Here is a 20,819-nt window from a genome sequence, read left to right on the forward strand (position 1 = left end):
GCACCCGACGCAGACCACTTTCATTCTAGGGCCTTATGCCAATGAACGTGCCTCGTGTTCTCGATGCGAACATTTGATACGCGAGGCACGTACGGCCAGAGGCGTCAGCGGATGCCGGACTCCTCGTCGGGATCAGAAAGCAACGCCTTTGAGCATGCCAGATTCATGGTGTTCACCTCGGCGAGCGGCCTAAGGGTTTCGGCTGCTACTCGGTCGTTGAATCCCTCCTGGAACCGCTTGAGCGTCTTGGCAAGCTCCTCGTATCCACGGTTGGGCAGCTGACCAATGAGCCAGCGCAGTCCGGAGGCGAAGCATTCGGGCACCGGCATGCCGTCAAGCGTCATGGCGTAGCTGACCAGTTTGTGGATGGGCGCGCGCAGTTCGTCGGCGGACACGGCCAGTCGCGTATACAGGTCCAGTCGTTCCAGATACTTGCCGATGAACAGGAATGCCTTGAGCGTCTGATCGATCGTCGAGTTCTCGATTGCTCCCCAGAAGGCGAGCAGATCGTCGTTCACGTCGCGCTGTGCGTAGATGTCCTCGGCGTCGGAGCTCAGCGCGGTGGCGTCGGCGATGCTGCTCAACGCCATCTCCACATACTGCAGTACGCGGGAGGTGAGTTCGGGGCGGAGGATCACCGCATTGTTGAACGCGTAGTCCATGGCGCTGCGCACCGAGTTGGGGTTGTTCTTGTCGTAGAGGAAGGTGTGGATGAACGTGTCGAAATCCTCGAAGTCCTCCGGCAGATCAAGGGCGCGGGCGAACGGACGGAACGCATCCACGTCGGTGTCCATCACCTGATCGTAGAAGGGGAAGAATCGGGTGAGCGTGGTGAACACGCGTTCGGTGTATCGACCGAGCCAGTAGAGGTTGTCGGCCTTGGACGCGGTGAGCAGCGACAGGCTGTGACGCTCCGAATCGGCGATGATGCGCTTGCTGGCCCATTCGTTCTCCAGGGATTCGCCCTCACCGGCAAGCACCCAGGTGTCCTTGAATCCGCCGCCCTGCGACGAGTTGACGATCATCTGCCCGGGTACGGACGAGTACCGGGTCAGTCCCGAATACCAGACGTGGGTGTCAGGACCGGTGACGACGAAGGCGCGCAGATCGGCCTTGCGCGGTTCCATACGCCCGGTTGCCGGGTCCACCACGTCGATGTCACGGAACTGGATGACCTCCTGCGCGATGAATCGACGCGGTTCGGCCTTGATCTTGTCGGCGAGTTCCTCGCGCTGACGGGCGTCCAGACTCGAGCCGAACACCACGCCGTAGCCGCCGGCCTCGGCGACGTCCTTGATCACGAGTTCGCCGAGCCTGTCGAGCACCGTCTTGCGGTCCTCGCTGAACATGGGCATGTAGGTCGGCGCATTGTGCAGGATCGGGTCCTCGTGCAGATAGTACTGCACCATGGCCGGCACGAAATAGTAGATGGCCTTGTCGTCGGCGGCGCCGTTGCCCGGCGCGTTCATGATGGCCACATTACCGGCGCGGTAGGCACCCAGCAGACCGGGGACGCCGATCACCGAATCGGCGTTGAACGCGAACGGATCAAGGTATTCATCGGACAGACGACGGTAGACCACGCCCACACGATGCTTCCTGCCGGAGTAGTCGATGAAGTACAGTTCATTGTTTTCGACTTCCAGATCCTCGGGGAACGCGAGCACGGCTCCGGTCTTCTCGGCCAGATAGGCGTGTTCAAAGAAGGCGGAGTTGAAACGACCCGGCGTGAGTACCACGGCGATGCCTTCGGTGGAGACGAAATCCATGGACCGACGCAGCATCGTCGGGTAGGCGCGATTGTCGCGCACGCGCACGTCGCGGAACAGTCGCGGCGAGATCCTGCGCTCAATGTCACGTACGAACAGCGGGTAGCTGGCGCCGGACGGGATGCGCAGATTGTCCTCGAGCACCCACCACTTGCCGTCCTCGCCCTGCACCAGATCCTCGCCGGCGATGTGTGCGAACACGCCGCCGGGAGGGGTCACGCCGTTGACCTGCGGGAAGTATCCGGCGGACGTGTACACGTATTCCTCCGGAATCACGCCGTCGTGCACGATGCGCTTGTCGGAGTAGACGTCCTTGAGGTAGGCGTTCAGCGCGTCCACACGCTGCTTCAGTCCGCGTTCCAGTTCGTCGAATTCGTCGGATGCGATAATACGCGGCACCGGGTCGTACGGAAACAGCTGATCATGATACTGGCCGTTCTTGTAGATGCCGAACCGTACGCCGTTACGGCTCAGTTCGCGGTTGATCGCAGCACGACGATCGACCAGTTCGGAGGCCATTTTCTGTGCTTTCGACTCGATCACTGCCCATTCCTCCCTTTGCACACCATAGCGTCAGGCCATATCCGGGAGGGCGGGTTTGGCCTTCCCATGAAAACATTCTCACCCTAACCGTGTGCCGTTAACGACAATCCACAGTAATGTTTCCAACATGCTTCGGGCCTTCGGGCCTGTGGGATGCGACTGCACGATCGGGGACGCGGTGGGACCTGCGGGCTGGACGGACTGGCGATGTCTGCGGGACTGGACGAATACCGAACTGGTGCCGGACGCGTGCCGAATGGATGCAAGCGAGGCCGACTACAGCGTGCGTACCGCGCGGATGGCCTGCGCGCGTTCGGCGAGCTGGTCGTCGGGCGGATAGGCCACGTATTCGAGGGTGAGTCCCTTGGCTGCGGCCGGGCCTGTGGACCCTTCGCGCTTGGGTTCCGCCATTTTCTGCGCGAACCAGTCGACGTCTTTGCGTCCTCGTCCCACCTGCAGGCATCCGTTGACCAGGGATCGCACCATGTTACGGGCGAACGCGTCGGCCACGATCGTGAAACACAGCAGTCCCGTCTCCGCATAGGGCACCGGCTCGCCGTATCCGCCGGATGCCGCTCCCCCATGCAAGGCCACACCTGGATCGGCACGATGCCATCGTGCGTATTTGACTTCACGAATGGTGGTGCCGCCCGGATTCGGTGTGGCGAACGAGCCGAAATCATGCAGACCGATGGTGAGCGCAGCCGCCTGATTCATGGCGTCCATATCGAGCGTTTCGTCGATGGCTACGACGAATCCACGTATACGGGGATCCACGAATCGTCCGTTGTCGCATACGCGGTACACGTAGGTGCGCTCCAGTGCGGAAAAACGTGCGTCGAATCCGTTCGGCGCGCGACGAATTCGATGGATGGCGATATCGTCGGGCAGCATTCGCTGCAATCGTCGTTCGAGTGCGACTTCCGGCGTTACATTCATATGTCCCACTGCCCGCGCGAGTACATCCTCGTCGATATCAAGATGACAGACCTGATGCAGGGCATGAACGCCGGTATCGGTACGACCGGCCACGACCAGACGGATCTCCGGCGATTCGGGATCATCCGCACGCACATGCAGCACCTTGCGGATCGCCGCTTCGATTTCCCCTTGCACGGTACGGAGTTCGGGCTGGCGCGCCCACCCGTAGAATCCGCCGCCGTCATATCCCAGATCAATCCTCAAACGCATACGCTCTATGCTGGCGAAGGGGGAAGACCAATGCGGAGGAGTGCCGGGAAACAGGATCATATCGAGGCGGGAAATCGGCCGTCAACGGAAATGCAACGCAAGGGAATAGCAGTAAAAAAACAAAAAGGACGGAACCCGCATATTACGGATTCCGTCCTTATGTGAAGCCGATGTCTGAACCGTTGTCAGTAGACCGTTATCAGTACCGTTACCAGCTCAGAGCCTTACGGCTTATGCCTTATCGGCGAGTGATTCACTCGGCCTTCTCGGCGGCCTCTTCGGCAGGAGCCTCAGCAGGGGCTTCAGCAGCCGGAGCTTCGGTGGCCTCGGCCACGGGAGCTTCGGCTTCCTTCTCGGCGGCGACCTTGGTGGCGGCCTCAGCCTCGGCGACGGTGGCCTTCTTGGCGCTCAGCGGCTCGGTGACGAGCTCGATGACGGCCATCTGGGCGTTGTCGCCCTGACGGGAAGCGATCTTGGTGATGCGGGTGTAACCGCCCTCACGCTGCTCCATCATTTCGGCGATCTGGGTGAACAGCATGTGCACAACGGACTTGTTGCGGATGACACGCATCACGCGACGACGGGAGTGCAGGTCGCCACGCTTGGCGAACGTGATCAGGCGCTCGGCGAGCGGACGAAGACGCTTGGCCTTGGGCAGCGTGGTGGTGATGCGGCCGTTCTGGAAGAGGCTGGTCGCCATGTTGGCGAGCATCAGACGCTCATGCGCGGGGCTGGACGCCAGGCGCGGGCCCTTCTTGGGTGTAGGCATTGTAATAACTCCTTATGTCCCGTGCCGGCAGGAGGGCAGCGGCCCAAACATCTGCGCGGCACGGGGCTTATTGTTCAAGGAAGACGTCCGTCTTCCCGTCAGGCGAGAACGCCGAAGCGATCACTCGTCTTCCGGGGAGAAGAACGTGCCTCCTTCGAGATTGATGCTGTCGAGACCCAGCGGCGAAGCCTTCAGCGACAGGCCCAGGCCCTGCAGCTTCTCCTTGACTTCGTCGATGGACTTCATACCGAAATTGCGGATGTCGAGCAGATCCTGCTCCGTGTGGGAGACAAGCTCGCCAATCGTGGAGATGCCTTCACGCTTCAGGCAGTTGTAGCTGCGCTGGGTGAGGTTCAGCTCCTCAATCGGAACCGCCATTTCGGGGTTGGCTTCTTCCACAACCGGAACCGGGCCGACCTCGATGCCTTCGGCCTGGTTGTTGAGCTCACGGCAGAGGCTGAACAGCTCAACAAGGGTCGAACCCGCGGAAGCCACGGCGTCGCGCGGGGAGATGGCCGGCTTGGTCTCCACGTCGAGGATCAGCTTGTCGAAGTCGGTGCGCTGCTCCACGCGGGTGGCCTCGACCTTGTAGCTGACCTTGAGTACTGGAGAGTAGATGGAATCCACCGGGATGCGACCGATTTCGCCAGTATCCTGCTTGTTCATCTGGGCAGGAACGTAGCCACGACCACGCTCGACGGTGAACTCGATCTCCAAGGAGCCGTCCTCGGCGAGGGTGGCAATGTGAAGATCGGGGTTCGAGATGACGACGCCGGCCTGAGGCGTAATGTCGCCGGCAGTGGCCTCGCCCTCGCCGTTCTTGCGCAGGTACATGACGACGGGCTCGTCATATTCGCTCGTCAGCACGAGGTTCTTGATGTTGAGGATGATCTCAGCGACATCCTCCTTCACGCCCGGAAGCGTGGTGAACTCATGCTGGGCACCGTCGATGCGCACGCTCGTCACTGCGGCTCCGGGGATGGAGCTCAGCAGAGTACGACGAAGCGAGTTGCCGAGCGTGTAGCCGAAGCCAGGCTCGAGCGGCTCGATGGTGAAACGCGAACGCTGGGGATTAAGGACTTCCTCAGTCAGGGTCGGACGCTGGGCAATAAGCACTTTTCTTATCCTTTCAGCTCGAACCGGTTGTGCACGCACCGGCTCTCGCGGGTTGGACGTTTACTTTCTAGTCAGTGCTTCAGACGCGGCGACGCTTCGGGGGGCGAACGCCGTTGTGAGCCTGCGGGGTGACGTCGGAGATGGAACCGACCTCAAGGCCTGCGGACTGCAGGGAGCGGATGGCGGTCTCACGACCGGAACCCGGGCCTTTCACGAACACGTCGACCTTCTTGACGCCGTGCTCCATAGCCTTACGGGCAGCGGCCTCAGCGGCCATGCCAGCGGCGTACGGCGTGGACTTACGGGAGCCCTTGAAGCCGACATCGCCACCGGACGCCCAGGAGACGACGGCACCGGACGGATCGGTGATCGAGATGATCGTGTTGTTGAATGTGGACTTGATGTGCGCCTGTCCGACGGGAACCGACTTACGGTCCCTACGACGGGGCTTGCGCGTGGCCTGCTTCGCAGCTGCCATGGATCCTCGTTTCCTTGATTACGAATATTTCTATGGTCTAGGCGATGAGAATGAACTCTCGTGGCCTGGACTCACGCCCGACAAAAGATCAGGCGGCCTTCTTCTTACCGGCGACCGTACGCTTCGGGCCCTTGCGGGTACGTGCGTTGGTCTTGGTGCGCTGGCCACGCACGGGCAGGTGCTTACGGTGGCGCATGCCCTGGTAGCAATTGATCTGGATCTTACGGCGGATATCCGCATCCACCTCACGACGCAGATCGCCCTCGATCTTGTAATTACCCTCGAGGTAATCACGCAGCGTGATCAGCTGCTCATCGGAGAGGTCCTTGACGCGGGTGTCCGGATTGATACCGGTCGCTGCGAGCGTTTCCTTCGCACGAGTGCGACCCACACCAAAGATGTAGGTGAGGGCGATCTCGATGCGCTTCTCATTGGGGATGTCGACTCCGGCAAGACGTGCCATTGCGATTCCTTCTGTTCATCGGAGGTCTTACGCCAAATCGTCCGAGTTCACGGCCCAGGCCTCCGCACCTGGGGTTCAACGCCGCATATGGTGGTGCGCACGCTGTGATTTAGCGCCTTATTATTTGCCGCTGGGTCTGCTCTCAGCCCTGACGCTGCTTGTGGCGCGGGTTTTCGCAGATCACCATGACGCGGCCGTGACGACGGATCACGCGGCACTTGTCGCAGATCTTCTTCACACTGGGGCTGACCTTCATGGTTTTCCTTTTACTTGTAACGGTAGGTAATGCGGCCGCGGTTCAGGTCGTACGGACTCATTTCCAGCACGACTCGATCCTGCGGGAGGATGCGGATGTAGTTCTTACGCATCTTTCCGGAGATGGTCGCCAGAACGATGTGCTTGTTTTCCAGTTCGACACGGAACATTGCGTTCGGCAATGCTTCGACAACACGACCTTCTACTTCAATCACACCGTCTTTTGCCATGAGCTCCCGATCCGTTCCTTGGCTACGATTACTTAAAGATATGCCCGAAGACACACCAAACTATGAGTATAACAGGGTTAGCGTTATTCGACACTACGGCGTGTCGTATTGCAAAACCGATATCATACGGCACCCATATCAGATACGGAGAAGCCGCCGCACCGAATACCAATGCGACGGCTTCTTCATCGTCGTCCGCGAATCATCAATCCTAAATCATTAATTCTGAATCAGGGATTACACGTCTCGGATCACGATCGACACGAAAGCTGATGGAATCAGCGGGCGTCGAGAGCGCTGACGATGTTGGCCTGAATGGTGTCGATCTCGCCCACGCCATCGATCTTGACCAGCAGGCCACGCTCGGCATAGGTGTCGAGCAGCGGAGCGGTCTCCTTGGCGTACACGTCGAGACGCTTGGCGATGGCCTCCGGGGTGTCGTCGGAACGACCCTCGATCTCGGCGCGCTTCTTCATGCGCTCCATCAGCACATCATGATCGGCGTCAAGCGCCACCACGGCGGTGAGCGGCGTGCCCAGCTTGGCGAGAATGCTGTCGAGGGCCTCCACCTGGGAGGCGTTACGCGGGTAGCCGTCGAGGATCCAGCCGTTCTGGGCATCGTCCTGAGCCAGACGATCCTCGACGATGCGGTTGGTCAGCTCGTCGGGAACCAGTTCGCCCTTGTCGATGTACTTGAGGGCCTCCACGCCGAGTTCCGTCTTGTTCTTGATGTTGAAGCGGAAGATGTCGCCGGTGGAGATGGTCGGGATGCCGTAGTGCTCAGCCAGCTTGGCAGCCTGGGTTCCCTTGCCTACGCCCTGCGGGCCCATGATGAGGAGTCGCATATCACTTGCTTTCTGTGTTGGTTTCGTCTTCCAGGAGGAAGCCTTCGTACTGGAACTGTTCGGTGCGGGCCTTGGCCTGACGCAGCGTGTCGAGGCCGACGCCGGCGATGATCAGGATCGTGGTGCCACCGAACGGAAGCTTGGCGTTGAGGCTCAGCGCCATGATCAGCACGGTCGGGATCAGGGCCACGAACAGCAGGTAGACCGCACCCACCGTGTTGAGACGGTTCATCACGTAGGTGAGGTACTGGCTGGTGGCGCGTCCGGCGCGGATGCCGGGGATGAAGCCGCCGTACTGCTTCATGTTGTCCGCCGTCTCGTCCGTGTTGAACGTGATCGACGTGTAGAAGAAGCAGAAGAACACGATCATCAGCGCGTACAGGCCGATGTACCACACGCTCGTGGTGTCGGCCAGGTTCGTGTTGATCCACTGGACCCACGACTGGTCCGTCTTGCCGAACTGGGCGATCAGCGTCGGCACCGCGAGAATCGACGACGCGAAGATCGGCGGGATCACGCCGCTCATGTTGATCTTCAGCGGCAGGTACGTGCTGGTGCCGCCGTACATCTTGCGGCCGATCATGCGGCGCGTGTACTGCACGGGGATGCGACGCTGCGCGAGCTCCACGTACACGACGAAGATCAGGATCACGACGAGCGTGCCCACGACGATGCCGAACTTGGTCCAGTCGCCGTCCGCGCCGTTGGTGCCGTAGCCGATCTCCCACAGCTGGGGCAGGAAGCCCGAGCAGATGGACATGAAGATCAGCACGCTCATGCCGTTGCCGATGGCCTTGTCGGTGATGAGCTCGGCCATCCACATGATCAGGCCGGTGCCGCCGGTCATGATCAGCACCATGACGGCCAGATTCCACACGGAGTTGTCCGGGATGATCTTGGTGCCGTCGCACGCGTAGCCGAACAGGGCACCAGTGCGCGCGGTCACGAGGATCGTGGTGGACTGCAGCACGGCCAGACCGATGGTCAGGTAACGCGTGTACTGCGTGAGCTTGGCCTCACCCGACTGGCCCTCCTTGTGCAGGGCCTCGAAGCGCGGGATCACCACACGCAGCAGCTGGACGACGATGGACGCCGTGATGTACGGCATGATGCCCAGCGCGAAGATCGACAGCTGCAACAGCGCGCCGCCGGAGAAGAGATTGACCAGACCGATGAAGTCCTCGTTGGTGGTGCCGGCCACGCAATCCTGAACCGCGGTGTAATCCACTCCCGGTGTCGGAATGAACGATCCGATTCGGTAGATGATGATGATACCGAAGACGAAGAGGATCTTGTTCCTCAACTCCTTGGTACGGAGAGCCTGAATAAGCGTTCTCACTGGGTGTTCCTCCCTTGGTGTTCATGCGCGTGACACACACAAACACACAGTGTACACATACACAATGACCCTCCCCACAGTGGAGTGGGGAGGGTCATCATTTATTGGAGCCTTCTCCCGGGGATTTACTCCTCGGAGACGGAGCCTCCTGCAGCCTCGATCTTGGACTTCGCAGCGGCGGAGACCTTCACACCCTTGAGGGTGAAGGCGGCAGCCACTTCGCCGTCACCGAGGACCTTGACCGGGAAGCCCTTGCGGACTGCACCCTTGGCCACCAGATCCTCGACGGTCACTTCGCCACCCTGCGGGTAGAGCTCAGCGAGACGGGCGAGGTTCACAACCTGGAACTGCTTCTTGAACGGGCTCTTGAAGCCACGCAGCTTCGGAAGGCGCATGTACAGCGGCAGCTGTCCACCTTCGAAGCCCGGACGAACCGAGTAGCGAGCCTTCGTGCCCTTGGTGCCACGACCCGAGGTCTTACCCTTGGAGCCTTCACCACGACCGACACGGATGCGGTCCTTGTTGGCGCCGGGGGCAGGACGCAGGTCATGCATGCGGATGATCGTGACTTCTTCGTTGTTCTCAGTCATAATCAGTCTGCCTCCTCAACGGTGACCATGTGGCGGATCTTGTTGATCATGCCACGGTACACGGGGGTGTCCTCACGGATAACGGACTGGCCGATCTTGTGCAGGCCGAGGGACTTGGCGTTAACCTTCTGCACCTCGGTCTTGTTGGCAAAACCACGGACCAGCGTGATCTTCAGGTTGGCCATCACTCACCGTCCTTCTCTTCAGCGGCCTTGGCGGCAGCAGCCTCTTCGCGGGCCTTGCGAGCCTCGGCGATGCCGGCGGCGCGCTCGCGAAGCAGAGCCTCAGGAGCGACCTCTTCGAGGCTCAGGCCACGACGGGCGGCAACCTCTTCAGGCTCTTCGAGCTGCTTCAGGGCGTCCACAACGGCGTTCACGGTGTTGATCGCGTTGGAGGAGCCCATGGACTTGGTCAGAATGTCGGAGATACCAGCGCACTCCAGGACGGCGCGGACCGGACCACCGGCGATAACACCGGTACCCGGAGCAGCCGGGCGAAGCAGCACGGTACCGGCGGCATCGTGGCCGATCACCGGGTGGGTGATGGTGCCACGCACGCGCGGAACGGTGAACATGTGCTTCTTGGCGTCGAGCTGGCCCTTGGCGATAGCAGCCGGGACCTCACGGGACTTGCCGTAGCCCACGCCGACGGTGCCGTTTCCGTCACCGACGACCACGAGAGCGGCGAAGCTGAACGTACGACCACCCTTGTGGGTCTTGGCCACACGGTTGATGGTGACCACGCGGTCCATCAGCTCGTCGCCACGGTTCTCCTCGCGACGGTTGCGACGCTCGCCACGACGACCTTCGCCACGACCGCCACGGCGGCCCTTGCGATCCTCGTTCTTGGAGGCGGCTTCGGTTTCGTTCTTCGAATCTTCAGCCACTTGGGTTTCCTTCACTTCGTTCTCGCTCACAGTGCCAGACCTCCCTCGCGGGCGCCTTCAGCAACAGCTGCGACGCGACCATGGTACTTGTTGCCACCGCGGTCGAACACAACGGCGGTGATGCCAGCAGCCTTGGCCTTCTCGGCGACGAGCTCGCCCACCTTCTTGGCGGCGGCGGTCTTATCGCCTTCGAAGCCCTGGAAGTCGGCATTCATCGTGGAGGCGCTCACCAGGGTGAAGCCCTTGGTGTCGTCCACGATCTGAGCGGTCATATGACGGTTGGAACGGGTGACGACCAGACGCGGACGCTCCGGAGTGCCGACGACCTTCTTACGCAGACGGGCGTGACGGCGCAGACGGGCGACCTTCTTGCCCTTACCGAAAATCTTCACGGACATATTACTTACCAGCCTTTCCAGCCTTGCGCAGAATGCGCTCATCCGCGTACTTGACGCCCTTGCCCTTGTAGGGTTCCGGAGCGCGGAGCTTGCGAATGTTCGCTGCAACCTGGCCGACAGCCTGCTTGTCAGTGCCCTTGACGACGAGCTCGTTCGGGTTCACGATCTCGAACTCGATGCCTTCCGGCGGGTTCACGGTGATGGTGTGGGAGTAGCCCAGGAAGAACTCCAGGCCCTTGCCCTTGGCCACCACACGGTAACCGGTACCGACGATCTGCAGGCGCTTCGCGTAGCCTTCGTGCACGCCCTTGACCATCGAGGCGATGATCGAGCGGCTCAGGCCGTGCTTGGCGCGGGTGGGACGAAGATCATCAGCCGGGGTGAGAACAATCTCGTTGTTCTCGACGACGCCGGTGATGCCTTCGGGGATGGTGTAGGAATCGGTGCCCTTCGGACCCTTGGCGGAGAACGCCTGGCCCTCGAGCTTGACCTCAACCCCAGCCGGGATGGCGATGGGGAGCTTACCAATATGCGATGCCATGTGTCAGCTCTCCTTTCTCACCACACGTAGGCGACGATCTCGCCGCCGATGCCTTCCTTGAGGCATTCCTTCTGGGTCATCAGTCCCGAGCTGGTCGAGATGATGGCGATACCGAGGCCACCGAGCGGCATGGGCAGAGCGTCGGACTTCGCGTAACGACGAAGACCGGGCTTGGAGATGCGCTTGATGCCTTCGATGCTGCGCTCGCCGTTCGGACCGTACTTGAGGGTGACCTCAAGAGTCTGGCCGACCTTGGCTTCCTTGGCGGTGAAGTCCTTGATGTAGCCTTCACGCTTCAGGATCTCGGCGATAGCAGCCTTGAACTTGGAGTACGGCATATCCACGGTCTCGTGCTTTGCCGCGCTCGCGTTGCGCAGACGCGTGAGCATGTCTGCGATGGGATCTGTCATTGTCATGTGGGCTTATGCCCTTCCTCGCCGTGGTTTCCGCCGCAACATCTCAGATGAGATGAAGCAGCGGACCTTCAGCGTCGATATTTACCAACTGGACTTCGTAACGCCGGGCAGCTCACCGCGGTGGGCCTTCTCGCGAAGGCAGACGCGGCACAGACCGAACTTGCGATACACGGAATGGGGACGACCGCAGACCTGGCAGCGCGTGTAGGCGCGCACCTTGAACTTGGGCTTGCCGGCCGCCTTGTTCTTCAGAGCGGTTTTTGCCATATCAGTTCTCCTTGAACGGGAAGCCAAGGTGCTTCAGGAGGACCTGAGCTTCCTTGTCGTCCTTGGTCGAAGTCACGACGGTGATGTCCATACCACGCTGGTGATCGACTTCATCGGGGTTGATCTCCAGGAACATGGTCTGTTCCGTCAGACCGAAGTTGTAGTTGCCGTTGCCGTCGAACTGGTTGCCGTTGATGCCGCGGAAGTCGCGGATGCGCGGCAGGGCCAGGGTCAGCAGACGATCCAGGAACTCCCACATACGATCGCCACGGAGGGTCACGTATGCACCGATGGCCTGGCCTTCACGCAGGTGGAACTGTGCGACGGACTTCTTGGCCTTGGTGATCTTCGGCTTCTGACCGGTGATCGCGGTGAGGTCCTTGACGGCACCTTCGATGAGCTTGGAGTCACGAGCGGCAGCGCCGACGCCCATGGAGACGACGACCTTCTGCACACGGGCGACCTGCATGGGGTTGGAGTACTTGAACTCCTTCTCCAGCTCGGGGATGATGCTGTCCTTGTAGAACTGCTTCAGGCGCGGGGTGGCCGGCGCTTCGATAGTGGTATCGGTCATGCCAGCTCCTTTCCGGACTTCTTGGCGACGCGCACGCGCACCGTCTTCACCTTGCCGTCACGGGCTTCTTCCTTGACGACGACACCGACGCGGGTCGGCTGCTTCGTCTCAGGGTCGATGACCATCACGTTGGAGCGATGGATCGGAGCCTCGACGGACACGATGCCGGCCTGCTGGCCCTGCTGGGTGGCGCGGACGTGCTTCTTGACGATCTGAACACCTTCGACGATCAGGCGATCGTTCGGCAGAATGCGGAGGACCTTGCCTTCCTTACCGCGATCCTTGCCACGGATGACCTTGACCTCATCGCCGGTCTTGATCTTTGCTACCACTCAGATCACCTCCGGGGCGAGGGACACGATCTTCATGAAGCGCTTGTCGCGCAGCTCACGACCGACCGGTCCGAAAATACGAGTGCCCTTGGGTTCACGGCCGGAACCGAGAATGACAGCGGCGTTCTCGTCGAACTTGATGTAGGAACCATCGGCGCGGCGGGTTTCCTTCACGGTACGAACGACCACGGCCTTAACCACGTCGCTCTTCTTGACCGATCCGCCGGGAATGGCGTCCTTGACAGTGGCGACGATGACGTCACCAATGCCTGCATAGCGGCGCTTCGAACCACCGAGCACGCGGATGGTCAAGAGCTCCTTGGCACCCGTGTTGTCGGCGACACGAAGTCGCGATTCCTGCTGAATCATTGATTCTCCTTAAGCCGAGCTGGTCCTCACCCAACACCTGGGCGGTTGTGTTGCCAACCGCCCAGGTGATTGGGCGAGCCTTGCCGAACTTTGTTTACTTGGCGCGCTCCACGATGGCGTCCAGACGCCAGCGCTTCGTCTTGCTAATGGGCCGAGTTTCCATAATACTCACGAGGTCGCCAACGTGGGCTTCGTTGTGTTCATCATGGACCTTGACCTTGCTGGTGGTGCGGACGACCTTGCCGTACAGCGGGTGGGTCGAACGGTGCTCGAGCTCGACCGTGACGGTCTTATCCATGGTTTCGGACACGACATAGCCACGGCGAGTCTTGCGGAAGTTGCGCTCTTCAGCCATGCTTACTTCTCCTCAGTCTTCTCGGATTCCGCGGGAGCCTCGGAGATGCCGAGCTCGCGCTCACGCAGAACCGTGTACATGCGGGCGATGTCACGCTTCACGGCCTTGAGACGCGAAGTGTTGTCGAGCTGACCGGTCGCGTTCTGGAAGCGCAGGTTGAACAGCTCTTCCTTGGAGGTCTTCAGGGCCTCTTCGATCTCCGCGTTGGTCTTAGCGTTGAGATTCTGAATGGTGTAATCAGCGGTACCGACTGCCATCAGTTGTCACCACCTTCACGAGCAATGATCCTGCACTTCATGGGGAGCTTGTCCACGGCGCGGCGCAGAGCCTCGAGTGCGACTTCCTCCGAGACACCGCCGATTTCGAACATCACGCGGCCCGGACGCACGTTGGCGATCCAGAACTCCGGGGTGCCCTTACCGGAACCCATTCGGGTACCGAGCGGCTTCTTGGTGAGCGGACGATCCGGGAAGATCGTGATCCACACACGACCGCCACGCTTGATGTAACGGGTCATGGCGATACGAGCTGCCTCGATCTGGCGGTTGGTCACGTAAGCCGGAGCCAGCGCCTGGATACCGAAATCGCCGAAAGCGATCTCGTTGCCGCCCTTGGACATGCCCTTACGGACAGGACGGTGCTGCTTGCGATATTTAGTCCTCTTCGGAATAAGCATCTGGGTTACTCCTTTGCTTCCGTGGCGGGAGCGGCTTCCTTGGCCTCGGCCTGAGCCGGAGCGGCCTTGGCCTGGGCGTTGTTGCGGGAGCCACGACGCGGACGGCGGTCACCGCGGCGACCACGGCCGTTGTTCTGCTGAGCCTGCTGCTCCTCGAACTCACGCTCGGTCATGTCGCCCTTGTAGATCCACACCTTCACGCCGATGCGGCCGTAGGTGGTGCGGGCTTCGAAGAAGCCGTAATCGATGAGGGCGCGCAGCGTCTGCAGCGGCACACGACCTTCGCGGTAGAACTCCGAACGGCTCATTTCAGCGCCGCCGAGACGGCCGGAGAGCTTGATTCGGATACCCTTGGCACCGGCGCGCATGGCATCCTGCTGGGCCTTGCGCATGGCACGACGGAAGGTCACGCGGTTGGTGAGCTGCTCGGCGATGCCCTGAGCCACGAGCTGGGCATCGATGGCGGCGTTCTTGACCTCGAAGATGTTGAGCTGGACCTGCTTGCCAGTCAGCTTCTCGAGCTTGGCGCGGACCTTGTCGGCCTCGGCGCCACGACGACCGATGACGATACCCGGACGAGCGGTGTGGATGTCCACACGCACGCGGTCGCGGGTGCGCTCGATCACGATGCGGGAAACGCCCGCACGCTCGAGATCGGCGTTCAGAGCCTTGCGGATCTTGTCGTCTTCGAGAACGAAGTCGCTGTAACGCTCACCGGCCTTGTTGGAATCGGAGAACCAACGGCTGCGGTGGGATTCGGTCACGCCCAGACGGTACCCAAACGGGTTGATCTTCTGACCCATTATCGGGCTCCTTCCTTGTCGGCGACGATAACCGTGATGTGGCTGGTGCGCTTGTTGATGCGAGCGGCACGGCCCTGGGCACGTGCGCGGAATCGCTTCATGGTAACGCCCTCGTCGACGAACGTTTCCTTAACCACCAGATCGTTCTCGCGGAACGCTTCGCCGGCCTTGTCGGCCTTCACGCGGGCGTTGGCGATGGCGCTCTCCAGGACCTTGCGGACCGGAAGGGCCGCGTCCTGCGGAGCGAACTTGAGGATGGTCACCGCTTCGGTCGCCTGCTTGCCTCGGATGAGGTCGACGACGCGGCGAGCCTTGCGCGGCGTCACGCGGACGTGACGAGCGATTGCTTTAGCTTCCATAACGTCTTTACTCTCCTCGCCTTTAGCGGCGTGCCTTCTTGTCGTCCTTCACGTGACCCTTGAAGGTGCGCGTGGGGGCGAACTCACCGAGCTTGTGACCGACCATGGCCTCGGTGACGAACACCGGGACGTGCTTGCGGCCATCGTGGACTGCGAACGTGTGTCCGATGAAATCAGGGGTGATCATCGAACGGCGGGACCACGTCTTGATGACGTTCTTGGTGCCCTTCTCGTTCTGCTCGTCGACCTTCTTCTGCAAATGGGCGTCGACGAAGGGGCCCTTCTTGATGCTACGAGTCATCTTTTCGACACTCCCTTACTTGCGGTTCTTGCCGGACGGACGACGACGAACAATCATCTTGTTCGAAGCCTTCTTCGGGCGACGAGTACGAACCTCGCCCTTGCCCCACGGAGACACCGGCGGCTTGCCACCACGAGTACGACCACCGTGCGGGTGATCGACCGGGTTCATGGACTCACCACGGGTGATCGGGCGCTTGCCCATCCAGCGGGCACGACCGGCCTTACCGAGCTCGATGTTGGCGTGCTCGGAGTTGCCAACCTCACCGACGGTTGCACGGCAACGGGCGTCGACGTTACGGATTTCTCCGGACGGCATACGCAGCTGGGCGTAGGCGCCGTCCTTGGCGACGAGCTGCACGGCGGCACCTGCGGAGCGGGCGATCTTCGCGCCACCCAGCGGGCGCAGCTCGATGGCGTGCACCACGGTACCGGTCGGGATGTTCTTCAGCGGCAGGTTGTTGCCCGGCTTGATATCGGCGTTCTCGCCGGTCTCGATGCGGTCACCCTGCTTGACGCCCTCGGGGGCGATGATGTAACGCTTCTCGCCATCTGCGTAGTGCAGCAGGGCGATGCGAGCGGAACGGTTCGGATCGTATTCGATCTCGGCGACCTTGGCGGGCACGCCGTCCTTGTCCCAGCGACGGAAGTCGATGAGACGGTACTGGCGCTTGTGCCCGCCGCCGCGGTGGCGGGAGGTCATGCGGCCGTAGGAGTTACGACCACCGGTCTTGCTCAGCTTGCGGACCAGCGACTTCTCAGGCGTGGAACGCGTGATCTCGGAGAAATCCGAAACGGAAGCGTTGCGACGGCCTGCAGACGTCGGCTTGTATGTACGGATAGCCATAATTTAGTTCCTAACTTTCTCGGCTAGCCTTCAGTTACCAAAGATGTCGATGGTCTGACCCTCGGCGACGGTAACGATGGCGCGCTTCTCGTTCACGCGCTGGCCGAAGCCTGCACGGGTACGGACACGCTTGCCGGCGCGGTTGAGGGTGTTGACGTTCGTCACCTTGACATTGAAGATCTGCTCGATAGCCTGCTTGATCTGCACCTTGTTCGCCTTCGGGGCCACCACAAAGGTGTACTGGCCCATGTCGGAGTTGGCGTAGCTCTTCTCAGAGACGACAGGCTTGATGATGATGTCGTGTGCGGGCTTGTGAATTGCTGCCATTGGAATCAGGCCTCCTTCTCAGCCTTGCCGGTCTTCGCGGCAACAAAAGCCTCGAAGCCTTCCTTGGTGAAGACGACGTCCTCAGCGGTCACCACATCATAGGTGTTGAGCTGATCGGCGAAGATGGGGTGCACGTAGGCGAGGTTGCGGACCGACAGCCACTCGTTGATGTTCTCGCGGGAGAACACGATGGTGGTGAAGCGGTTCGCGACAACCGGATCCAGAACGGCCTTGGCGGCCTTGGTGGACGGGGTTTCGCCGATGCCGAAGTTCACGACATGCACGCGACCGGCGTTGGCGCGATCGGAGAGCATGTAGCGAAGGGCGGCGGCCTTCATCTTCTTGGGGGTGCGCTGCGAGTAATCGCGCGGCTGCGGACCGTGGGCGATGGCGCCGTGAGCCCACTGCGGGGCGCGGATGGAGCCCTGACGAGCACGACCGGTGCCCTTCTGCTTCCACGGCTTCTTGCCGCCGCCGGAGATCTTCGCACGGTTCTTCGTGGCGTGAGTGCCCTGACGGGCGGCCGCGAGCTGTGCGATGACAACCTGGTGCACCAGCGGAATGTGGTTGCGCACTTCCTCAGCGGAAATGCCGAACAGTTCCTCAGGAGCTTCGACGGTGCCGTTCTGGCCTTCAGCGCTAGTGATGTTCAGAGAAATAGCCATGATGATCAGGCTCCCTTCACTGCGGAACGAACCACGACGATAGCGCCCTTGGGGCCGGGGATGGCACCCTTGATGGCGATGATGCCGTTCTCGACGTCAGAGGAGACGACGGTCAGGTTCAGCGTGGTGTTGGTGACATGGCCCATACGACCGGCCATGCGCTTGCCCTTGAGGATGCGGCCCGGGGTGGCGCATGCACCGACGGAGCCGGGACGGCGCTCGTTCTTGTGAGAACCGTGAGTACGGCGGTAGGACTTGAAGCCCCAACGCTTGATGGTACCGGCGAAGCCCTTACCCTTGGTGGTGCCGGTGACGTCGACCTTGGAGCCCTCGGCGAACACCTCGGCGGTCAGCTCCTGGCCCGGCTGGAAGTCTTCAGCTTCCTCCGTGCGGAACTCCACCAGGTGACGACGCGGGGTCACACCGGCCTTGGCAAAGTGACCGGCGAGCGGCTTGGTCACCTTGGTCGGATCGATCTGGCCGTAGCCGATCTGCACGGCCTTGTAGCCGTCGGTTTCCTCGGTCTTGACAGCCGTAACCACGTTGGTGGAGACATCCACCAGCGTGACGGGCACGAAGAAGCCGTTTTCGTCCCACACCTGAGACATGCCGAGCTTCTTGCCCAGCAGCGCGTTCTTGATGTTGTTGCTCATGACGGTCCCCTCCTCCCTTACAGCTTGATCTCGATGTTCACGTCCGCCGGCAGGTCGAGACGCATCAGAGAGTCGACGGCCTTAGGCGTCGGGTCAACGATGTCAATGAGGCGCTTGTGGGTGCGCATCTCGAAGTGCTCGCGGGAATCCTTGTACTTGTGAGGAGAACGGATAACGACAAACACGTTCTTCTCGGTCGGCAGAGGAACCGGGCCAACTACGGTTGCGCCCGCGTTCGTGACCGTCTCGACGATTTTCTTCGCCGACTGGTCGATGACCTCATGGTCATAGGACTTAAGCCTGATGCGGATTTTCTGTCCCGCCATTGCCGTCCGCCCTTTCTTGCGAATTTCTTGACTATTACCAGCCTGTTTCTCTAGGGCACGTCAAGGCGCGGCCCACTTCGGAATCCCTTCCCATGAAGCGGCCTAACCGTATCAGTGCATGGCCATGCGAAAACCCATTCAATGTGGTGGATCTTCGTGCCATGCTCGCTTTTGAATAAACAATTTTGCGAGCCCAAAAACAGGCAACTTCTTTATTAAAGCACAAACCCTGCCCTAGGAAAATCCGGGCGTGTCGCGCCCGGATTTGCCGCATTCCCATCAGGCTCCGCGATCCGTCGGGATCGCTCCACCTGAGCCTACTCGACAGTCCACCGGACTGTCTCCCAACGGCTCAGCAGACGTGTCGCACGCCCTCATGCTTGATTTTCCAAGCCCTCGCGCTCGTCAATCGCGCTCGCATCGCCTACGGACAATCCACCGGATTGTCCGCTTCACGGCTCAGCAGACGTGTCGCGCCCGGAACAGGACATAACAATGAATCTGGGTATAACCATGTCACGAAGGGGCGGATTCCGGTGTCCTCGTGACATGGTTATACCCAGACCCGTCTGCAGAGGACATCCCGGACGAGTCTGGACCGACTGTGGAATATGGCTTACGGTTGGGGACATGTCAGATTCCGCAGCCAACGCTCAGAACCAGAACCCGCCGGCACAGCCGTCACTCCCGCAGCCGTCACACCATAAGCCGAGTACACCCAAACCACTCAAACCACTCACCGTACGCGACTGGATTCCATCGCAGCCGGGAGCCTGGGCCATGGCGATCATCCCCGCACTGGCCGGTGTGGCGCTCGCCGGAGCAAACGTCACCACCGTCTGGCTGTTGATCTGCTGGATTCTCTGTTATTGCGTGCAATACACGACCGCACGTTGGCTCAAATCCCGGTATTCGCGCCGATACCTGCCGCCAATGATCCTGTATACGGTGGTTCTTGCCGTGATCGGTATACCGTTCGTCATCGCGCATCCAGATGTCCTGCTGTGGGCACCCCCGCTCGCTGTGCTCGCCCTATTGTCATTCGTGGCCGCAAAACGTCGTCAGGAACGCTCGATCTGGGCGAACATCGTCGTCATACTCGCCGCCTGCTGCATGACCGTCATCATCTGCTGGATCGGTCCCGCGGCACCCAACGGCTCGTCATGGACGAGTCTGGTCGCCAGTCAATGGACATCTCCCCCATTGCCGGCGGACGGAATGATCGCCGCGCTCATCCTCGCTCTCTATGAATTCGGATCTGTGCTGTTCGTCAAAACCATGATCCGCGAGCGCGGCAATCGCGCGTATCTGTTCGCGTCTTGGATATGGCATATGTGTCTCGTCGTCGGAGGATTCCTGACCGACCCATGGCTGTGCGGCATGGGTCTGATGCTGCTGGCCCGTTCGATTATTCTTCCGTTGGTCGATCGACGACGGAAGACGAAACCCGTCATCGTGGGCATGACCGAACTCGTCACCATTCTCATGACCTTTGTCGTGGTGATCATTACCGTCCCTGCGATGGTCGGCTGATATACGATTCTGCGGTCCGAAACATCCGTCCATGACGTCTCTCCTTGCATGCGCCAACTACTACGAAGTGAATGGGGATGCCGAGATCGACCGGACCATTTCATGTCTGGCAGCAGACATGCCGCCGTTATTTGAGGGGGGATGGATCAACGTCATGAACAGTCTGCTGAAATTCCCCCGGCGCATCAGTCCTAGGATCTCGATCATTCCAGACATAATCCGAGATATCTGAACACCGATCTGGGGATGTCCAGACACCGATCTGGATGTATCAGGAATAGAGATCGAGATTATACGGGATATATGCAGGACAAGAGCTTGGGTATATCCGGATATGCGGTCGGATCAAAAAGAGATTCTGGACGGCCGTCTCGTGCATCTGAGTATATGAGCACTGGAGTCTTGGTATTTCGGGACAGCGGTCTGGGTATATCAGGACAGGAATCTGGGTGTTCCAAGACATCGCTCTGGGTATACCGAGACAGGAATCTGGGTATAACCGGACATCAACCCAACCTTCTGGGTCAACCCGGTCGAATATCTCTGGGCCAAACCGGTTCATAACAACGAATCTGGGTATAACCATGTCAAGAAGACACCGATT

Annotated in this window: 32 protein-coding genes; 1 reads left to right on the forward strand and 31 read right to left on the reverse strand. The window is 60.6% G+C overall.

The annotated features are described in order from the left end of the window. Window positions 1-104 precede the first annotated feature (104 nt). The 31 genes from EP30_RS06650 to rpsJ all read right to left on the reverse strand — a co-directional run bounded on the left by EP30_RS06650 (window position 105) and on the right by rpsJ (window position 18,682). A complete protein-coding gene (locus EP30_RS06650) occupies window positions 105-2,312 on the reverse strand; it encodes a circularly permuted type 2 ATP-grasp protein (protein ID WP_140557187.1) in 2,208 nt (735 codons plus the stop codon). A gap of 276 nt (window positions 2,313-2,588) precedes the next feature. Then, window positions 2,589-3,503: a tRNA pseudouridine(38-40) synthase TruA gene (truA, locus tag EP30_RS06655; protein WP_094662427.1), complete on the reverse strand. Its 915-nt coding sequence runs from the start codon at window positions 3,501-3,503 to the stop codon at window positions 2,589-2,591. Between the two features lie 253 nt (window positions 3,504-3,756). Next, a complete protein-coding gene (gene rplQ, locus EP30_RS06660) occupies window positions 3,757-4,272 on the reverse strand; it encodes a 50S ribosomal protein L17 (RefSeq protein WP_094662425.1) in 516 nt (171 codons plus the stop codon). 120 nt (window positions 4,273-4,392) lie between these two features. Next, window positions 4,393-5,388 carry a DNA-directed RNA polymerase subunit alpha gene (locus tag EP30_RS06665; protein WP_140557189.1) on the reverse strand — a complete coding sequence of 332 codons (996 nt, stop codon included), beginning with the start codon at window positions 5,386-5,388 and terminating at the stop codon, window positions 4,393-4,395. 79 nt (window positions 5,389-5,467) lie between these two features. Continuing rightward, on the reverse strand, window positions 5,468-5,866 hold the full coding sequence (rpsK, locus tag EP30_RS06670) for a 30S ribosomal protein S11 (protein WP_093959596.1): 399 nt from the start codon (window positions 5,864-5,866) through the stop codon (window positions 5,468-5,470). 88 nt (window positions 5,867-5,954) lie between these two features. Then, window positions 5,955-6,329: a 30S ribosomal protein S13 gene (gene rpsM / locus EP30_RS06675; protein ID WP_094662422.1), complete on the reverse strand. Its 375-nt coding sequence runs from the start codon at window positions 6,327-6,329 to the stop codon at window positions 5,955-5,957. A 142-nt stretch (window positions 6,330-6,471) separates the two neighbouring features. Next, window positions 6,472-6,585 (reverse strand): 50S ribosomal protein L36, encoded by a 114-nt coding sequence (gene rpmJ, locus EP30_RS06680; RefSeq protein ID WP_093959598.1) that lies wholly within the window; start codon window positions 6,583-6,585, stop codon window positions 6,472-6,474. Window positions 6,586-6,595: 10 nt separating this feature from the next. Then, complete coding sequence (gene infA / locus EP30_RS06685; RefSeq protein ID WP_004268611.1) at window positions 6,596-6,814, reverse strand: translation initiation factor IF-1; 219 nt, start codon at window positions 6,812-6,814, stop codon at window positions 6,596-6,598. Between the two features lie 278 nt (window positions 6,815-7,092). Then, window positions 7,093-7,659, reverse strand: a complete 567-nt coding sequence (locus EP30_RS06690) for an adenylate kinase (RefSeq protein WP_094662421.1) — start codon at window positions 7,657-7,659, stop codon at window positions 7,093-7,095. A gap of 1 nt (window position 7,660) precedes the next feature. Further along, on the reverse strand, window positions 7,661-8,998 hold the full coding sequence (gene secY / locus EP30_RS06695; protein ID WP_094662419.1) for a preprotein translocase subunit SecY: 1,338 nt from the start codon (window positions 8,996-8,998) through the stop codon (window positions 7,661-7,663). Window positions 8,999-9,123: 125 nt separating this feature from the next. Continuing rightward, a complete protein-coding gene (gene rplO / locus EP30_RS06700; protein ID WP_094662417.1) occupies window positions 9,124-9,588 on the reverse strand; it encodes a 50S ribosomal protein L15 in 465 nt (154 codons plus the stop codon). A 2-nt stretch (window positions 9,589-9,590) separates the two neighbouring features. Then, window positions 9,591-9,773 (reverse strand): 50S ribosomal protein L30, encoded by a 183-nt coding sequence (gene rpmD, locus EP30_RS06705; protein ID WP_094662415.1) that lies wholly within the window; start codon window positions 9,771-9,773, stop codon window positions 9,591-9,593. Then, on the reverse strand, window positions 9,773-10,504 hold the full coding sequence (gene rpsE / locus EP30_RS06710; protein WP_094662413.1) for a 30S ribosomal protein S5: 732 nt from the start codon (window positions 10,502-10,504) through the stop codon (window positions 9,773-9,775). The genes rpmD and rpsE overlap by 1 nt, the downstream gene beginning before the upstream one ends. Further along, the gene (gene rplR / locus EP30_RS06715; RefSeq protein WP_093959607.1) at window positions 10,501-10,872 is read right to left on the reverse strand and encodes a 50S ribosomal protein L18; all 372 of its coding nucleotides are present in this window, start codon (window positions 10,870-10,872) and stop codon (window positions 10,501-10,503) included. The genes rpsE and rplR overlap by 4 nt, the downstream gene beginning before the upstream one ends. Before the next feature lies 1 nt (window position 10,873). Then, window positions 10,874-11,413: a 50S ribosomal protein L6 gene (gene rplF, locus EP30_RS06720; RefSeq protein WP_094662411.1), complete on the reverse strand. Its 540-nt coding sequence runs from the start codon at window positions 11,411-11,413 to the stop codon at window positions 10,874-10,876. Window positions 11,414-11,430: 17 nt separating this feature from the next. After that, a complete protein-coding gene (gene rpsH / locus EP30_RS06725) occupies window positions 11,431-11,829 on the reverse strand; it encodes a 30S ribosomal protein S8 (RefSeq protein ID WP_093959609.1) in 399 nt (132 codons plus the stop codon). 81 nt (window positions 11,830-11,910) lie between these two features. Next, window positions 11,911-12,096: a type Z 30S ribosomal protein S14 gene (locus tag EP30_RS06730; protein ID WP_033493929.1), complete on the reverse strand. Its 186-nt coding sequence runs from the start codon at window positions 12,094-12,096 to the stop codon at window positions 11,911-11,913. A gap of 1 nt (window position 12,097) precedes the next feature. Continuing rightward, window positions 12,098-12,670: a 50S ribosomal protein L5 gene (gene rplE / locus EP30_RS06735; protein WP_094662409.1), complete on the reverse strand. Its 573-nt coding sequence runs from the start codon at window positions 12,668-12,670 to the stop codon at window positions 12,098-12,100. After that, window positions 12,667-13,002, reverse strand: a complete 336-nt coding sequence (gene rplX / locus EP30_RS06740; RefSeq protein WP_093959611.1) for a 50S ribosomal protein L24 — start codon at window positions 13,000-13,002, stop codon at window positions 12,667-12,669. The genes rplE and rplX overlap by 4 nt, the downstream gene beginning before the upstream one ends. Next, complete coding sequence (gene rplN / locus EP30_RS06745) at window positions 13,003-13,371, reverse strand: 50S ribosomal protein L14 (RefSeq protein ID WP_093959612.1); 369 nt, start codon at window positions 13,369-13,371, stop codon at window positions 13,003-13,005. It abuts the gene before it with no gap. Window positions 13,372-13,465: 94 nt separating this feature from the next. Next, the gene (rpsQ, locus tag EP30_RS06750) at window positions 13,466-13,726 is read right to left on the reverse strand and encodes a 30S ribosomal protein S17 (protein ID WP_094662407.1); all 261 of its coding nucleotides are present in this window, start codon (window positions 13,724-13,726) and stop codon (window positions 13,466-13,468) included. A 2-nt stretch (window positions 13,727-13,728) separates the two neighbouring features. Continuing rightward, window positions 13,729-13,983 carry a 50S ribosomal protein L29 gene (rpmC, locus tag EP30_RS06755; RefSeq protein ID WP_094662405.1) on the reverse strand — a complete coding sequence of 85 codons (255 nt, stop codon included), beginning with the start codon at window positions 13,981-13,983 and terminating at the stop codon, window positions 13,729-13,731. Beyond that, window positions 13,983-14,402 (reverse strand): 50S ribosomal protein L16, encoded by a 420-nt coding sequence (gene rplP / locus EP30_RS06760; protein WP_140557191.1) that lies wholly within the window; start codon window positions 14,400-14,402, stop codon window positions 13,983-13,985. Before rplP ends, rpmC begins: the two co-directional genes overlap by 1 nt. Window positions 14,403-14,407: 5 nt before the next feature. After that, a complete protein-coding gene (gene rpsC, locus EP30_RS06765; RefSeq protein ID WP_140557194.1) occupies window positions 14,408-15,205 on the reverse strand; it encodes a 30S ribosomal protein S3 in 798 nt (265 codons plus the stop codon). Continuing rightward, window positions 15,205-15,564, reverse strand: a complete 360-nt coding sequence (rplV, locus tag EP30_RS06770) for a 50S ribosomal protein L22 (protein ID WP_094662399.1) — start codon at window positions 15,562-15,564, stop codon at window positions 15,205-15,207. The genes rpsC and rplV overlap by 1 nt, the downstream gene beginning before the upstream one ends. A gap of 22 nt (window positions 15,565-15,586) precedes the next feature. After that, a complete protein-coding gene (gene rpsS, locus EP30_RS06775) occupies window positions 15,587-15,865 on the reverse strand; it encodes a 30S ribosomal protein S19 (RefSeq protein WP_033490666.1) in 279 nt (92 codons plus the stop codon). Window positions 15,866-15,880: 15 nt separating this feature from the next. Beyond that, the gene (gene rplB, locus EP30_RS06780) at window positions 15,881-16,711 is read right to left on the reverse strand and encodes a 50S ribosomal protein L2 (protein WP_094662397.1); all 831 of its coding nucleotides are present in this window, start codon (window positions 16,709-16,711) and stop codon (window positions 15,881-15,883) included. A gap of 30 nt (window positions 16,712-16,741) precedes the next feature. Continuing rightward, window positions 16,742-17,038 (reverse strand): 50S ribosomal protein L23, encoded by a 297-nt coding sequence (gene rplW / locus EP30_RS06785; RefSeq protein ID WP_140557196.1) that lies wholly within the window; start codon window positions 17,036-17,038, stop codon window positions 16,742-16,744. A 5-nt stretch (window positions 17,039-17,043) separates the two neighbouring features. Further along, window positions 17,044-17,703: a 50S ribosomal protein L4 gene (gene rplD / locus EP30_RS06790; protein ID WP_375137741.1), complete on the reverse strand. Its 660-nt coding sequence runs from the start codon at window positions 17,701-17,703 to the stop codon at window positions 17,044-17,046. Between the two features lie 5 nt (window positions 17,704-17,708). Next, window positions 17,709-18,356: a 50S ribosomal protein L3 gene (gene rplC, locus EP30_RS06795; RefSeq protein ID WP_094662391.1), complete on the reverse strand. Its 648-nt coding sequence runs from the start codon at window positions 18,354-18,356 to the stop codon at window positions 17,709-17,711. A 17-nt stretch (window positions 18,357-18,373) separates the two neighbouring features. Beyond that, complete coding sequence (rpsJ, locus tag EP30_RS06800; RefSeq protein ID WP_006288664.1) at window positions 18,374-18,682, reverse strand: 30S ribosomal protein S10; 309 nt, start codon at window positions 18,680-18,682, stop codon at window positions 18,374-18,376. A 630-nt stretch (window positions 18,683-19,312) separates the two neighbouring features. Between rpsJ and EP30_RS06805 the strand changes: the two genes are divergently transcribed. Beyond that, window positions 19,313-20,215: a YwiC-like family protein gene (locus tag EP30_RS06805; protein ID WP_140557199.1), complete on the forward strand. Its 903-nt coding sequence runs from the start codon at window positions 19,313-19,315 to the stop codon at window positions 20,213-20,215. Window positions 20,216-20,819 lie beyond the last annotated feature (604 nt).

The organism is Bifidobacterium sp. UTCIF-39 (assembly GCF_006408715.1).
Lineage (GTDB): Bacteria > Actinomycetota > Actinomycetes > Actinomycetales > Bifidobacteriaceae > Galliscardovia > Galliscardovia tissieri.